This window comes from Hymenobacter aerilatus (genome assembly GCF_022921095.1).
Taxonomy (GTDB): domain Bacteria; phylum Bacteroidota; class Bacteroidia; order Cytophagales; family Hymenobacteraceae; genus Hymenobacter; species Hymenobacter aerilatus.
The window spans coordinates 121,115-134,990 of record NZ_CP095053.1; the positions used below are offsets into that span (position 1 = coordinate 121,115).

Below are 13,876 nucleotides of genomic sequence, written 5' to 3' on the forward strand. Positions count from 1 at the left end.
TCGGCCCCGCACAACAGTAGGGCCGACTAGGATGGCGACTAGAAGCATTAAAAAGCAAAAAGCTCTACCCAGCGCCCAACGCCAGCAAGATGTCGAACTCCTCGGGGCGCAGCGGCATCACGGATAGCCGCGACTGACGCAATAGGGCTATCTGAGTCAGGCGCTCATCGGCCTTTATCTGGGCCAGCGAGACAGGCTGGGGTAGGGCCTCACGTGGGGCCAGGGCCACGGCCACCCATGAGCTGCCAGCTTCGGCCGTAGCATCGGGTGCGGCAGGGGCTACCACTTCGGCCACGCCTACCACTTCCTTATCGGATACGCTGTGGTAGAACAGCACCAAGTCCTGAGGCTGCATCTGCTGCAAAAAGTTGCGGGCCTGGTAGTTGCGCACGCCGGTCCAATCGGTGCGGCCTTCTTGTAGAAAGTCCTGCCAGGAATATTTTTCGGGTTCGGACTTCACGAGCCAGTAGTTCATAGAAAGCAAACGGAAAATGAGAACTACAAACTTATAACAAAGCGGCCTACCCAGTTGGAACCAGGTAGGCCGCTTCGGCGGGGTATGCACTGCTATTTTAGGTAGCGGGCGCGCAGCAAATCACTGCTGGCCGCTGTAATCTGTATTTGGAAATCGGGCCGGTAGTTGTCGTTGAGGTGTACGTAGAAAATGGTTTTATCATCGCTCTGCCACCACACGCCTTGGTGCCGGGTAGGGCCAGGGCCAATCCCAGGCGCGATGTAGAGCAAGGTGCCGTCTTTCTCAAACCGAAACCCATCGCCGCCCTCAAAGGGCATGTTGTAGCGCACGGGCTGCTCGGCCCAGGCGTAGTCCTGTGGGCGGTAGGTAGGCGTTTCGTCGGGCCGGGCCTCGTAGGAGTTTAGCCACAGTTGCCCAAGCAAATACGAATTCACTTCCTCCGGCGATACGCTGTCGTCGTCGGCGGAGCAGGCATCAAAGGTTAGGCTGATGAATAAAAGGCAACTGAGCAATAAGAAAAAGCGCATATATAGTAGCAGAGCTAGATAGGTATTGATGTAACGTAAAGAAGAGCGACATCTTGCCCAACACGTTGCAAATCGCTAGTGCAGGTACCGCACTTTTAAGACATTATTTTTCAGCGACACGATTTCTAAGCGATAATCTGGCGACAGTTGATTATCCAGGGAAATGATTAGGGTGTGGGTGCCATCCATTTTCCAAGTGCCCGGGCGGCTGTATATACCATCGGTGGGGGCAATGTCATACTGGGTGAACAAGCCAGCACGGTCGAAGGCGAAGCCGGTGCGGCCTCGCGAAGGCGGAAACGCGTAAGTTTCGGGCCGGTATATCCATACATCATCCCGGCTTTCTTCATAAGAATACAGCCACGAACCTTCTAACTTGTCAGCTATTTCGGTAGCAGTAGGATCGTCGTCTTTCGAGCAGGCACCGAGGAGTAGGCTAAGAAGGCAACCAACAAAAAGTACAGCAATACGCATATGAATAGGACATATAGATGTGAACGATAGTAAGAGGCTCACACTTTGCCAAGCGTTGCATGTCACTTCTCCAGCCGCCGCACTTTCAGCACATTATTTTCCAAAGACACGATTTCCAAACGGTACTCCGGCTCCTGTTTGTCTTCAAAGGAGACAAGCACGATATGGTCGCCATCCATTTTCCAGGTGCCTTCGTGGCCTTCCAGGCCATCGGTGGGGGCAATGTCGTACTGCGTGAACAAGCCTGCGCGGTCGAAGGCGAAGCCGGTGCGGCCCCGCGAGGGCGGAAACGCATAGGTGTTTGGGCGGTAAACGAGTACGCCATCTTGATCTTCCTCGTGGGCATGCAGCCAGGTGCCCTCCAGCTTGCGCAGGTTAAGGTCGGAACGCGTGCATGTAGACGCCAGCAACAGGATGCTCAGAAAACCGAGGAGAGAAAAAAGGCGCATAGTACCCAAGTCAAATAAAATGAAAACGGCGTGAGCTGCAAACAGGGCAGCGCTTGGTCTGAAACGTACGTAACGGTATATACGGCAACCACCTCGCTAGAGGTCTGTTGAAGCAAAACGGGGCGTAAGCTACCAGTTTGCCCGTATCTTTACCGAGCTGCGCCCTACCTGGCCTCGGCGCCCCGCGCGGCCCTACCACCTAAGTTCCCTACCCCGTGACCAATCGTGACCTGATTCGGGCTTTTAAACTGGCGGCTCAGCTGCTGGAGCTGCACGACGAGAATCCGTTTAAAATCCGCGCCTACGAAGGCACTGCCAATGCTCTCGATCAGCTCAACTTTCAGGTGGCCGATGTGGAGCGTACGGGCCTGCCCGACCGCACCGGCCTGAGCAAAAGCGCCGCTGCTCGCGTGGCCGAGCTGCTCGATACGGGCTCGTTTGACGAGCTTACGCGTCTGCTGGCCCTCACGCCGCCCGGCGTAGTAGAGCTGCTGAACATCAAAGGCATCGGTCCTAAGAAGATCCGCCAGTTGTGGCGCGAGGCCGGTATCGAGAGTCCCGAGCAGCTGCGCGAAGCCGCCGAGCAGGACCAGATCAGCAAGCTGAAAGGCTTCGGCAAAAAGACCCAGGATACTATTTTGGCAGCGCTGGAGTTCACCAGCCAAAGCAAAGGCAAGCTGCTGTTCCCGCAGGCCGAGGCCCTGGCCGCCGACCTGCAAGCCCGCCTGCGCGAAGCCCTGCGCACCGAGCAGATAGCTGTGGCCGGAGAGCTGCGCCGTAGCCTCGAAACCATCGAAACGGTGGTGTTGGTGGCAGCCACGTCTACCCCCGACCGCGGCCACGAGGCTCTACATGCGCTGGAAGGTCTCACCGCCGAGCCTACCCAATGCGGGGTGTACTGCTGGCGCGGCACCGCCACCGAGTCGGGCGTGAAGGTGCAGGTGCATTTCGTGACCAAGGAGAACTTCACCAACCAGCTGTTTCTGCTGACCGGCAACGAAGCACACCTCACCGAAGCCCTACCTAGCACCGCGCCCGGCCAGCCGGCCACCCTGCGGCAATTGGTGAAAAAAGAGAAGTTTTATCAAGAAGAAGCCATCTACGAGAAAGCTGGCTTGCAATACGTGGTGCCTGAGTTGCGCGAGGGTAGGGGCGAACTGACCTTGGCCAAAGAGCAGAAAATTCCGCGCCTGCTGGAGGAAACCGACCTGCGCGGCTCCCTGCACAACCACAGCACCTACTCCGACGGTGCCCATACCCTGCGCCAGATGGCCGAGTGGCTGCGCGACCATCAGTACCAGTACCTCGGCATTTGCGACCACTCGCAGGCAGCGCACTACGCCAATGGCCTCACGCCAGAGCGTGTGCGCCAGCAGCAGCAGGAAATCGACCAGCTGAACCAGGAGCTAGCGCCGTTTCGCATTTTCAAGGGTATTGAGTGCGATATTCTGAGTGATGGGGCGTTGGACTACACACCTGATGTGCTCAACTCCTTCGATTTTGTGGTGGCCTCCGTGCACAGCAACTTGCGCATGGATGAGCGCAAAGCCACCGAGCGGATGCTGCGCGCCATCGAAAATCCCTACTGCACCATGCTGGGCCACCCCACCGGCCGCCTACTGTTGCGCCGGGAGGGCTACCCACTCGATTTTAAAGCCATTATCGATGCTTGCGCCAAGCATGGGGTTATCATTGAAATCAACGCTAACCCCTGGCGCCTCGATCTGGACTGGCGCTGGGTGCGCTACGCCCTCGACCAGGGCGTGCGCCTCAGCATCAACCCCGACGCCCACCACACCGATGGCTACGCCGATATGCGCTACGGCGTGCTGATGGGCCGTAAAGGAATGCTGACGCCCGAAATGACTTTCAATGCGCTAGCGGTGGAGGAAGTGGACGCGTATTTTGCGGCGCGGAAGGCCAACATCAAGCCGCCGCTGGAGTACAAAAAATCGTTGTTTGAGTAAGAAAACTGCATGAAAATCCTGATTCTGCGCTTTTCCTCCATCGGCGATATTGTGCTCACTACCCCCGTGGTGCGCGCCATCCGGCAACAGCTGCCCGGCGCAGAGGTACACTTCTGCACCAAACCTGCTTACCGGGGGCTGGTCGAGTCGAACCCATACATCAAGAAAGGGCATTACCTGACTGGCTCCCTGCGCGAATTGGCAGCGGAGCTACGCGCCGAACAGTTCGACTATATCGTTGATTTGCATAATAATCTGCGCACCAGCCTGCTAAAGGTGCAACTGCGCGTGCCCAGCAGCAGCTTCGACAAGCTAAACTTACGGAAGTGGCTCCTAGTTCGCTTCAAGCTCAACCGCCTACCCCACGTGCACATCGTGGACCGCTACCTGGCTGCAGCCGCACCCCTGGGTGTGCACAACGACGGCCAGGGCCTAGATTATTTCATTCCCGAAAAAGATGAGGTAGACCTGGCTACAGCTTTGCCCGCGGGTTTCCAGCGCGGCTACGTAGCCTTTGCTATTGGGGCACAGCACGCCACTAAGCGCCTACCCGTGGAGCGCATTATTGAGCTGTGCGGGAAGTTAGGCCGCCCCGTAGTACTGCTCGGCGGCCCTGAGGATGAAAGCACTGGCCACGTGGTAGAATTGGCGTTCGAAAAGCAAGCAGCTACCCCCACACCGCCTACCCCGCAGCTTCCCGATAGCCCTTACTACTTTCCCAAGCCCCCAAGCCCTCAAGCCCCCAAGGCTCTCATTTACAACGCCTGTGGTAAATTCAACCTGCACCAATCGGCCTCGCTGGTGCGGCAGGCGCAGTTCGTGGTCAGCCACGACACCGGGCTGATGCACATTGCGGCGGCTTTCAAAAAGGAAATTTTTAGTGTGTGGGGCAACACAGTGCCGGCTTTTGGCATGTACCCCTACCGTACCGAGTTTCGGGTGCTGGAGGTGGAAGGGCTAGCGTGCCGACCGTGCTCCAAAATTGGCTTTGCGCAGTGTCCGCAGGGGCATTTCAAATGCATGCGCGAAATATCCTTCAATTTGAACTTGCCACCTCTTCGAGATGGACGGTAAGAGAGGAGTTGCTATAGAAAAGAAATGAATAGAATTTCGGCCTAATATTCGCTATGGTCTCTAATGCCTTAGTCAGGTTAAAATTCTATTTCCTCCTTTCTCCATTTACATTATTTTATGCGAATTTGTACTCTCTGCATGTGGGTGCTTTGTGCTGTTGCATTGACTGTAACTTCTTGCGGTCCACAAATTTATATGGCAAATGATTTTCGTGCGTATTCTCCCAAGCACAAAGTAGTGGCCATTCTACCAGCAGCTGTTTCTATGCAGCTTCGTCCTAACCAAGCCCGTAACATGACTCCTGAACAGCTGCACGATATGGAGCGGCAGAGTGGAGTAGATTACCAAGAGAAAATTTATGCGTGGCTGCTGCGCCGTAGCCAGCAGCGCGGCTACACGGTGGCTTTCCAGGATGTAGCGCAAACCAACGCCTTGCTACGTCAAAACAACTTAACCTATGCCGACCTGCGTACTCGGGCGCCACAGGAAATTGCGCAGCTTTTGGGTGTAGACGCCGTACTGAGCACCAGCGTACGTACCTCGAAACCCATGAGCGACGGCGCCGCCGTGGCCGTAGGCCTTCTGGTAGGTGCCTGGGGTGCCACCAACCAAGCCAACATCACTGTAAATATTCACGAGCACGATGCAGGTAAATTGCTGTGGAAATATGATTACCTGGCTTCCGGATCAGTTTCCAGCTCCACCGAAAACGTAGTAGATGCGCTGATGCGGAACGCCTCCAAGAAATTTCCTTACACTCCTGTAAAATCGTAGTAACCTACTTCGTAGCCTGACGCAAAGCATAAATAAAGGGCCGTTACGCTATAGCGTAACGGCCCTTTATTTATGCTGATTATGCTGAAATATTACCCAATCTGGCTAAACCCGCAGTACGAGTGTAGCACCTCCGGCAACTGGATACCATCTGCCGTCTGGTTGTTCTCTAGCAGGGCCGCCACAATGCGGGGTAGGGCCAGCGCAGAGCCATTGAGCGTGTGCAACAGCTGCGTTTTGCCACCCTCGGCACGGTAGCGTAGCTTAAGGCGGTTGGCCTGGTAGGTTTCAAAGTTGGAAGCCGAACTCACCTCCAGCCACCGCTGCTGGGCAGCGCTCCATACTTCTAAATCGTAAGTGAGGGCGGAGGTGAAGCCCATGTCGCCGCCACAGAGGCGCAGCACGCGGTAGGGGAGTTGCAGCTTTTGCAACAGGCCTTCGATGTGCGCTACCATCTGATCCAGGGTAGCGTAGCTTTCCTCGGGCTGCGTGATCTGCACAATCTCTACCTTATCGAACTGGTGCAGACGGTTGAGGCCGCGCACATCGGCGCCCCAGCTGCCAGCCTCGCGGCGGAAGCAGGGCGTGTAGGCGGTATTACGGATGGGCAGCTTTTCCGTCGGGATAATCTCGTCGCGGTAGAGGTTGGTGATAGGCACCTCCGAGGTAGGAATCAGGTAGAGATTATCCTGGGCGTCGTGGTACATCTGGCCTTCCTTATCGGGCAATTGGCCGGTACCGTAGCCCGAGGCCTCGTTCACCAAAATCGGGGGCTGCATCTCGGTGTAACCAGCGGCGCGGGCTTCGTCGAGGAAGAAATTGATGAGCGCCCGCTGCAACCGGGCACCTTTGTCTTTATACACCGGGAAGCCCGCGCCGGTGATTTTCACCCCGAGCTCAAAATCGATGATGTCGTATTTCTTGATCAGCTCCCAGTGGGGTAGGGCGTCGGCAGGCAGTGTGGGCTTGTCGCCTACTTCGCGCACCACCTCATTGTCTTGGGCCGAGCGGCCTTCGGGCACGCTGCTGTGCGGCAGGTTGGGCAACTTCCACAGTGTTTGCTGCAAGGCCTGTTCCACCTGGGTCAGCTCGTCGGCGTGCTGCTTGGTTTGCTGCTTAAGCGTGGCCGTGCGGGCTTTCAGCTCCTCCGCTTCGGCCTTGTTGCCGGCCTTCATGAGGCCTCCAATCTGGCGGGCCAATTCATTGGCCTCGGCCTGAGCCGAGTCGTGCTCAGTCTGGAGCTGACGGCGGCGCTGGTCGAGGTCGAGCACGGCTTGCACATCGGCTTCGGCGGTTTTGTAATGCTTTTTGGCGAGGGCGGCCAGCGCCTCGGCGGTGTGCTCGCGCAGGACGGAAACTTGCAACATAAGACAGAGATAACGCGAAATGGGAGAAAGCAAAAGTACGCAGCCGGAACGGAAGCTGTGCGCCTGGCGTTAGACAAGCACTACCGCTAATAGCCCGGATAGCGTGGAATTTCTAAAAATCCATGTATCTCATTTGGCAAAGTGCGCGTATTACTCTAACATTGCGTTAACAAGCCGGCCGCTGTTGCCGGGCCTACAGGTAGTTTGTACTGTTGTGAGGCCCACGCCGATTTTCCAGCGCCTCCCCAGTACTCCATTCTTTCTTCGTCTGATTTCGCGTTTTGCGCCGCCCGGCGGTTGCCTTCGTTGCCCAGCGTAGCTTATGCAGCCGCGTGTTTGGTCCCGGGCCCGCCCTTTCGCCCCTACTACTTATTATGTACACTATTGACGAGTTGAAGAACCGTCTGCTGTCCGAGCTAAAGGAAGTTGCAGAAGAGCTTAAGGTTGGTAACTTCCGCAGACTCAGCAAACAGGATCTGATTTACAAGATTCTTGATCAACAGGCTATTTTGCCTGCCGATCAATTGCCTCAAAAAAATACAACTCCTGCCCCAGTAGAGGCGACAGATGCCCCAGCTGCGCCGCGTGCCAATGGCCGTGCTACGCGCACTGCTGCTCCACGTCGTGGTGCTACTAGGGCAGCAGCTCCAGCGGCCAGCGCTTCAGAAGTAGCCGTAGCTGAAGCTCCCGCTCCTGTAGCCGAAGTTGCCTCAGCTCCTACACCAGAAGCTATAGCACCTGCCCCTGCGCAAGAACCGGAAGTACTTCCTACTCCCGCTGCAGAAGCTCCTGCGGAGGTGGCTACTGGCAACGACCGACCCATTAAGCTTTACCAGCGACCTGAGCGCCGCGCCCGCAATGGGCAAAGCAGCCGTGACAATACTCTGGAAACGGCTGTAGCTGCTAGCGATGTGGCAGTGGCCGACGAGTCGGTGACGGCAGAAGAAGCCGCTGCTCCTGCTGCTATTCTGCGCGACCAACCCACGGCCTTTGTGCGCGAAGGTAGAGAGCCACGCCCTGAGCGCGACCAGAACCGCGACGGTCGCGATAATCGGGAAAACCGGGAAGGCCAGCGCAACGATGCCCCCCGCGACTACCGCTCCAACGACCGACCTCAGCGCAACGACGCCCCGCGTACCGACGGCCGCGAACTACGCCCCGAGCGTGACCAGAACCGGGAGGGTAGGGAAAATCGGGAAGGTCAACGCAACGACGCACACCGCGACAACCGCGAGCCGCGCCCTGACCGCGACCAAAACCGCGCCGAGCGCGACCAGCGCCGCGAGGAGCGGTTTGCCGCTCGTGAGCAGCAGCGCCAGCAACGCCGCGAAGAGCAACAACAGAACCCACGTCAGCAGCAACCCGCCCCTGCTCGCAACGATTTGGATATTACTATCCAGAGCGAAGGCACGCTGGAGATGATGCCCGATGGTGGCTACGGTTTCCTCCGCTCGCCGTTCTACAACTACCTGGCCTCGCCCGACGATATCTACGTGGCGCCCCAGCAAGTGAAGCAGTTTGCTCTGAAGGCCGGCGACACAGTAAAATGCAGCATCCGGCCACCCCGCGAAGGCGAGAAATACTTTGCTCTGGTAGGGGTAGAGAGCGTAAACGGCCGCTCCCTGGAGGAAGCCCGCGACCGGATACCGTTCAACAACCTCACGCCCCTGTTTGCGGAGGAGCGCCTCAAGCTGACTACCAAGCCCGGTCAGTACAGCACGCGTATTCTGGATTTGTTTGCCCCCATTGGCAAGGGCCAGCGTGGGTTGATTGTGGCCCAACCTAAAACCGGTAAAACGGTGCTGTTGCAGGAAATCGCAAACTCCATTTCCGAAAACCACCCCGAGGTCTACCTTATTATTCTATTGATTGACGAGCGCCCGGAGGAGGTAACAGACATGGCCCGCTCGGTGAAGGCCGAAGTGCTTAGCTCTACCTTCGACGAGACGGCCGACCGCCACGTGAAGATTGCCAGCATTGCGCTGGAAAAGGCCAAACGCCTGGTAGAGTGCGGCCACGATGTGGTGATTCTGCTAGACTCGATTACGCGTCTGGCGCGTGCGTATAACACGGTGCAACCTGCTTCAGGCAAGATCTTGTCGGGTGGTGTGGATGCCAACGCGCTGCACAAGCCCAAGCGCTTCTTCGGTGCGGCCCGCAACGTGGAAAACGGCGGCTCGCTCACCATCATCGCTACGGCTCTGATCGAAACTGGCTCCAAGATGGACGAGGTAATCTTCGAGGAGTTTAAAGGAACCGGCAACATGGAATTGCAGCTGGACCGCAAGCTTGCCAACAAGCGCATCTTCCCGGCCATTGATGTGCCGGCTTCCGGCACCCGCCGCGAAGACTTGCTGATGAGCAAGGAAGAGTTGAACCGCATCTGGGTGCTGCGCAAGTTCATGTCCGACATGACGGCCTCTGAAGCCATGGAGTTCCTGAAGGACCGCATGAAAGGCACCAAGGACAACGATGAGTTCTTGATTTCGATGAACGGCTAAACGGAAGTTCAAGAGTAAAAAAGCCCGCTTCGCACTGCGCGAAGCGGGCTTTTTGCTTGGTATAAAGCCGACTACGGTTGCCGCTTATCGAGAGCTTGCTCTAATACAAAGGAAATTCGCGTGCCGTCGTAGAAGCGGTAGTGCATTTCGGTGAAGCCATATTGCGGATGAAAATAGAAATCGAGGTAGCTCTTGCCCAGTTTGCTGTGCTCACCAACGGCATGGATTAGCCAGCAATCGGGTAGGGTTAGTGAACCGTACTGGCGAGTTGCTTGCCTATCAACCTGGTAGGTGGGCGTAACCTTTCCCTTAAATGCTCCCCAGCCCATCATAATGTATAATGGGTTTTCTTGCCAGCCGCCTCCTGCCTGTAACGACGCGGGTTTAACCTGTGGGAATGGCGCCACTTCGGTGTAGGCATACTGATTACCGCGGATAGGATGCATCCAGATTTCCTGTCTATTCTCGATAGCGCCGGTAGTCTCCTGGTTGTGCCACCAATATTTTTCTGGTTTGTCTAATCGTTTAGTTTTTGGATTTGGGTAGGCTAGAAACGTCAACGAATCTTGCGTGGTGTAGGTATAGCGGACCTGAAAGCCAGTTTGTCGTTTGGGTTGTCCTACCCAGGGCTGCCCCAAAGGTTGAAATGTGATGCGTTCCTGGCTCAGCGTGTCGCCGGTGGGGCTGACGAAAACGGCGTGGTAGTGATAGGTGCGATTGGCATTGAAAATAACGAGGCTATCGGGTAGGGGCTGGCGTGCCGGCAGCAAGCTAGCTAGTGAAAGGAAAACCGGTAGCATCAGAATAGATTGAATAAGAGAAAAGTAGCTAAACTACTTCGAACCAAAGTAGGCATAATATTCAGCTCTTACCTTTGCCTCATGGAACAGACTGCCGACCGCCCCGAAATTCTCTACCTCTTCGACCCGTTGTGTGGCTGGTGCTACGGCATGAGCCCCGTAATCCGGCAGGCGCAACAGGCGTTTGCGGGCCGCATAGATGTATCAGTGCTGTGCGGTGGTATGCTGACGGGTGCCGATGCAGCCTCCATCGGCGAGAGCTGGGACTTTTTGAGTGGCGGTGCCGCGCAGGTGGGCGAAGTTACGGGGGCGGAGTTTGGAGCTGCCTACCATACGGTGGGCGAGGAAGGCGCACTGCGGCTTGACTCGGAGCCACCGAGCCGCGCCATTGTCGTATTCCGCCAGCTCGATGGTGGCCAGCAGCGCACCATCCAGTTTGCCCACGATGTGCAAACGGCCTTGTTTCGCGACGGACAGGACCTGAACGAGCTGGCTACTTATCTGCCTTTGTTGCAGCCGTACGGCGTAGATGCGGCTGCTTTTCAGCGCCTATGGAGCGCTCCGGAAACTGCTGCGCTCGTGCAGCAGGAGTTCACGACGGTTGGTCGGCTCAACCTGGAGGGCCTGCCCACCACCGTACTACGCGTAGGCAACGACGGCTATATAGTGGCCAAGGGCTACCAGCCTTATACCGTGTTTGCGGCCGGGCTGGAGCAGGCATTAGCTGAGAAAGCAGGAGGGTAGGAAAAACACTCCCTAGCTCCCAAAGCCACCTAACTGCACCACTTGCTTGGTAAGGGGCGAATAGGCAATACGGCGTCGGTCTTCTTTGCCCACCAGATATTGAAAACCGATGGTATCGGCGCGGCGCTGCATATCGGCCCACGTGTTGCGGTCGAGGGGGCTGCCAGCAGGCAAAGGAGCCGCAGAGGGTAGGGCGGGTTGATGAAAATTCTTGTCTTCAAAGAACTCGTCCATGCGGCGGCGTACGTAGGCCTCGCGGGCGGTGGGGGTAGGGCGCGAGGTACCAGCCATGTCGTAAACCATGGCTGCCTCTAGGTCAGCGGCCGACAGCATTTCGTGGAAAATAACCTGCCCGGTGTGGGCGATGATAGTGAAATCGATCTGCCCATCCAATACATTCTGGCCGCGCAGTACCAACCTGAATACATCGGGCATGCCGGGGGTAGAAAACTCGTGCCGCTTCTGCACCACCTTCAGCGTATCCGACTGGGCCGAGACGCTGCCGGCGCGGCTAGTATCGGGTGCTTCCAGTGGCATATCGTTGACGGCTGTAGTGTCGGCAGCGAGGGGAGAAGTGCCCGCATATTGACTACTCTGCTGATAGCAGGCACTCGTAAGAAGCAGGCAGGAAAGAGCAACGAAATAGCGCATACCGTGGAGGGGAAATAAATTACTAACTAATACGGCAAGGACTTGACTGTCGTTTTCGGCTGCCCGCTACCACCAGCGCCAGAGTAGCATTACCACAAACGCCGCGCTCAGGCACAACGACGATACTTGGTTCATGCGCATGGTGTGGTCGAAATTGGCGGCGCTGGCATCGTACCACACCAACCAAGCCCAGCGACCAAACAACCCCACTACGGGTAGGGTAGCCGTCAAGAATAGCAGGGCGTGCGGCCACTCGTTGCGCTGTGCGTATACGGCCACCAGCAAAGCTGCCCCTATCCCCAGCGCCACGCCTGCAAACACAAACGTACCCCGTATGCCCAGGCGAAGGCTCAAAGTCCGGTCGCCACGTCGGGCGTCTTCTTGGTGCTGATATACCTGCGTGAGCGGGTAGGAACCGCATAAAAACAGCGTGCTCACCAAAGCCAGCAGGAGGTTATCGGAGGCCGATATAGCCGTAGAAGAAGCGCCTACCCCCACTTGCGTCATCACAAACGTGAAGGCTCCCTGGAACACCACAACCACCAGCGTGCTCACAAGCGGATATTTTTTCAACCGAATGCCCTCGTAGCTGTACGCCTTCGATACCAGCAGATACATGGCTACCAGCCCGGCAAAGGGTAGGGAGAGGAGCGCCCCGCCCAGCACAGCCAGTGCATCAAACAGCCACACCAGATGCAGCAGCTCCCGCGACACCGGCGGCGGCTGACGCAGACCGCCAATGCTGCCTTCGTCGCGGTCATAGTAGCTATTGTAGCCGTTGGAGGCAGGGTAGGCCAGCAGGTGCAGCACCACAAACACGCCCACCGCTCGCCACGGGCTGAATGGCTCGCGCAAAGCGCTCAGCCCAAACCAGAATACCGGCATCAGGTACACCGAAAATGGAATCCGCAACAACGGCAGCGCCTGACGGTAAGAAGTAAGTGACAAGGAAAGGAAGAAGTAGAATGAGAATCAGCAGGCGGTTGTTCGCGTAGCTCTACGTAAACCTTCAGCCATTTTAGCAACAGCTGAAGTCGTACAGGTTGTAAAATTGACAGAATCGCCTACACTTTTTAATTCTTACTTCTCAATTTTCAATTAATTCTTCGGCCAGCCCGTGAGGTAGAGTACCTGCGAACCCGACCAGTGGCGCGCCTTGCCCACACGCCACTCAAACTGGCCAGTAGGGTCAGCGCGACGGGCTAAGGCTAGGAGTTGGTTGGGTGGGTACAGGCGCAGAATCGATACTACGCCGTCCCAGATAGTGCACGCCGGAATCAGAGGAACGAGGTAGGTGAACAGCAGCCGGCTCCAACGAAACGGGCGGATAAATGGCGTAATGCACAGCAGGGCTATGGGCATTACCAGGGCTGCCAGCACTACTTCGTGCCAGTGCTTGCCAGCGCCCTCAAATACGCCAATGCCCGCCCGCTGCCGCACGGCATCGACCAGAATAGCCTCGGCCAACGCAGGCGGGAAGTGGTGAAACGCCGAAAAGACTACCCGAAACCCCGGCAAGGTAGCCGGCACGCGGGTAGCATCTACGGAGGTAGGCAAAAACGTGAGCCCGCCGTCCGTGCGCTCGTGCAAATGCTGCCACGCAGTAGGCTGAGGGTAGAGGTCGGTGAGAGTGACGCGCAGCTGCGGAAAGTCCTGCGCTTGTAACGCCCGCCACACACCCTCGGTGCCGCCACCCGCGCCGGCGCATAGCTCCAGTAGCTCCGTTTGCCGTGTGTGCTGGAGCGCCTCGCGCAGGAGAGGTACAATGGGCTGATAGATTTTCAGCCCTGAAATCATGAAGCGTAGGTAATCCATCATGCCCGCCCGCACTACCTCCGGAAACCACGGCAAGTCCTCGAACTCGAACAGTTGCAAGCGAAGCTTCATTCGGCTGAGGGACTTTGGTATAAGACGGCTAATAAGGCTGCCGCCAACCAGGGTAGGCTGATAAGCGCACTTATCCAGTACACCGTAAACAGCACATCGAAACGGAAGCCACTCAGCTTGCTATGCTGTGTCAGCAGCCAGTAGCAGCCATACAGAGCGAAGAGCACCGCAACGAAACCTACAAAA

Annotated in this window: 14 protein-coding genes; 5 read left to right on the forward strand and 9 right to left on the reverse strand. The window is 57.0% G+C overall.

The features are described from left to right. Positions 1-64: 64 nt before the first annotated feature. The 4 genes from MUN82_RS00480 to MUN82_RS00495 all read right to left on the reverse strand — a co-directional run bounded on the left by MUN82_RS00480 (position 65) and on the right by MUN82_RS00495 (position 1,925). Positions 65-475 carry an EVE domain-containing protein gene (locus tag MUN82_RS00480; protein ID WP_245093882.1) on the reverse strand — a complete coding sequence of 137 codons (411 nt, stop codon included), beginning with the start codon at positions 473-475 and terminating at the stop codon, positions 65-67. A 92-nt stretch (positions 476-567) separates the two neighbouring features. Further along, the gene (locus MUN82_RS00485) at positions 568-1,002 is read right to left on the reverse strand and encodes a hypothetical protein (protein WP_245093884.1); all 435 of its coding nucleotides are present in this window, start codon (positions 1,000-1,002) and stop codon (positions 568-570) included. A gap of 75 nt (positions 1,003-1,077) precedes the next feature. Further along, positions 1,078-1,476: a lipocalin family protein gene (locus MUN82_RS00490; RefSeq protein ID WP_245093886.1), complete on the reverse strand. Its 399-nt coding sequence runs from the start codon at positions 1,474-1,476 to the stop codon at positions 1,078-1,080. Positions 1,477-1,538: 62 nt separating this feature from the next. Continuing rightward, positions 1,539-1,925: a hypothetical protein gene (locus MUN82_RS00495; RefSeq protein WP_245093888.1), complete on the reverse strand. Its 387-nt coding sequence runs from the start codon at positions 1,923-1,925 to the stop codon at positions 1,539-1,541. Positions 1,926-2,140: 215 nt separating this feature from the next. Between MUN82_RS00495 and polX the strand changes: the two genes are divergently transcribed. The 3 genes from polX to MUN82_RS00510 all read left to right on the forward strand — a co-directional run bounded on the left by polX (position 2,141) and on the right by MUN82_RS00510 (position 5,740). After that, positions 2,141-3,892, forward strand: a complete 1,752-nt coding sequence (gene polX / locus MUN82_RS00500; RefSeq protein WP_245093890.1) for a DNA polymerase/3'-5' exonuclease PolX — start codon at positions 2,141-2,143, stop codon at positions 3,890-3,892. A 9-nt stretch (positions 3,893-3,901) separates the two neighbouring features. Then, positions 3,902-4,966: a glycosyltransferase family 9 protein gene (locus MUN82_RS00505; protein ID WP_245093892.1), complete on the forward strand. Its 1,065-nt coding sequence runs from the start codon at positions 3,902-3,904 to the stop codon at positions 4,964-4,966. A gap of 195 nt (positions 4,967-5,161) precedes the next feature. After that, positions 5,162-5,740, forward strand: a complete 579-nt coding sequence (locus MUN82_RS00510; RefSeq protein WP_245093894.1) for a hypothetical protein — start codon at positions 5,162-5,164, stop codon at positions 5,738-5,740. Between the two features lie 92 nt (positions 5,741-5,832). On the opposite strand, the gene serS is transcribed toward MUN82_RS00510, so the two are convergent. Further along, positions 5,833-7,107 carry a serine--tRNA ligase gene (gene serS, locus MUN82_RS00515; RefSeq protein ID WP_245093896.1) on the reverse strand — a complete coding sequence of 425 codons (1,275 nt, stop codon included), beginning with the start codon at positions 7,105-7,107 and terminating at the stop codon, positions 5,833-5,835. Between the two features lie 374 nt (positions 7,108-7,481). Here serS and rho point away from each other — a divergent pair, with 374 nt between their 5' ends. Then, positions 7,482-9,608, forward strand: coding sequence for a transcription termination factor Rho (gene rho / locus MUN82_RS00520; protein WP_245093898.1), 2,127 nt, complete (start codon positions 7,482-7,484; stop codon positions 9,606-9,608). Between the two features lie 71 nt (positions 9,609-9,679). On the opposite strand, the gene MUN82_RS00525 is transcribed toward rho, so the two are convergent. After that, positions 9,680-10,408, reverse strand: a complete 729-nt coding sequence (locus MUN82_RS00525; RefSeq protein WP_245093899.1) for a hypothetical protein — start codon at positions 10,406-10,408, stop codon at positions 9,680-9,682. Between the two features lie 81 nt (positions 10,409-10,489). Here MUN82_RS00525 and MUN82_RS00530 point away from each other — a divergent pair, with 81 nt between their 5' ends. Beyond that, positions 10,490-11,152, forward strand: a complete 663-nt coding sequence (locus MUN82_RS00530) for a DsbA family protein (RefSeq protein WP_245093901.1) — start codon at positions 10,490-10,492, stop codon at positions 11,150-11,152. Positions 11,153-11,164: 12 nt separating this feature from the next. Here MUN82_RS00530 and MUN82_RS00535 read toward each other — a convergent pair whose 3' ends face one another. The 3 genes from MUN82_RS00535 to MUN82_RS00545 all read right to left on the reverse strand — a co-directional run bounded on the left by MUN82_RS00535 (position 11,165) and on the right by MUN82_RS00545 (position 13,690). Beyond that, a complete protein-coding gene (locus tag MUN82_RS00535) occupies positions 11,165-11,803 on the reverse strand; it encodes a hypothetical protein (RefSeq protein ID WP_245093903.1) in 639 nt (212 codons plus the stop codon). 66 nt (positions 11,804-11,869) lie between these two features. Beyond that, positions 11,870-12,751: a UbiA family prenyltransferase gene (locus MUN82_RS00540; protein ID WP_245093904.1), complete on the reverse strand. Its 882-nt coding sequence runs from the start codon at positions 12,749-12,751 to the stop codon at positions 11,870-11,872. Positions 12,752-12,901: 150 nt separating this feature from the next. After that, entirely contained in the window at positions 12,902-13,690 is a 789-nt protein-coding gene (locus MUN82_RS00545) for a class I SAM-dependent methyltransferase (protein WP_245093906.1), read from the reverse strand. Between the last annotated feature and the right edge of the window lie 186 nt (positions 13,691-13,876).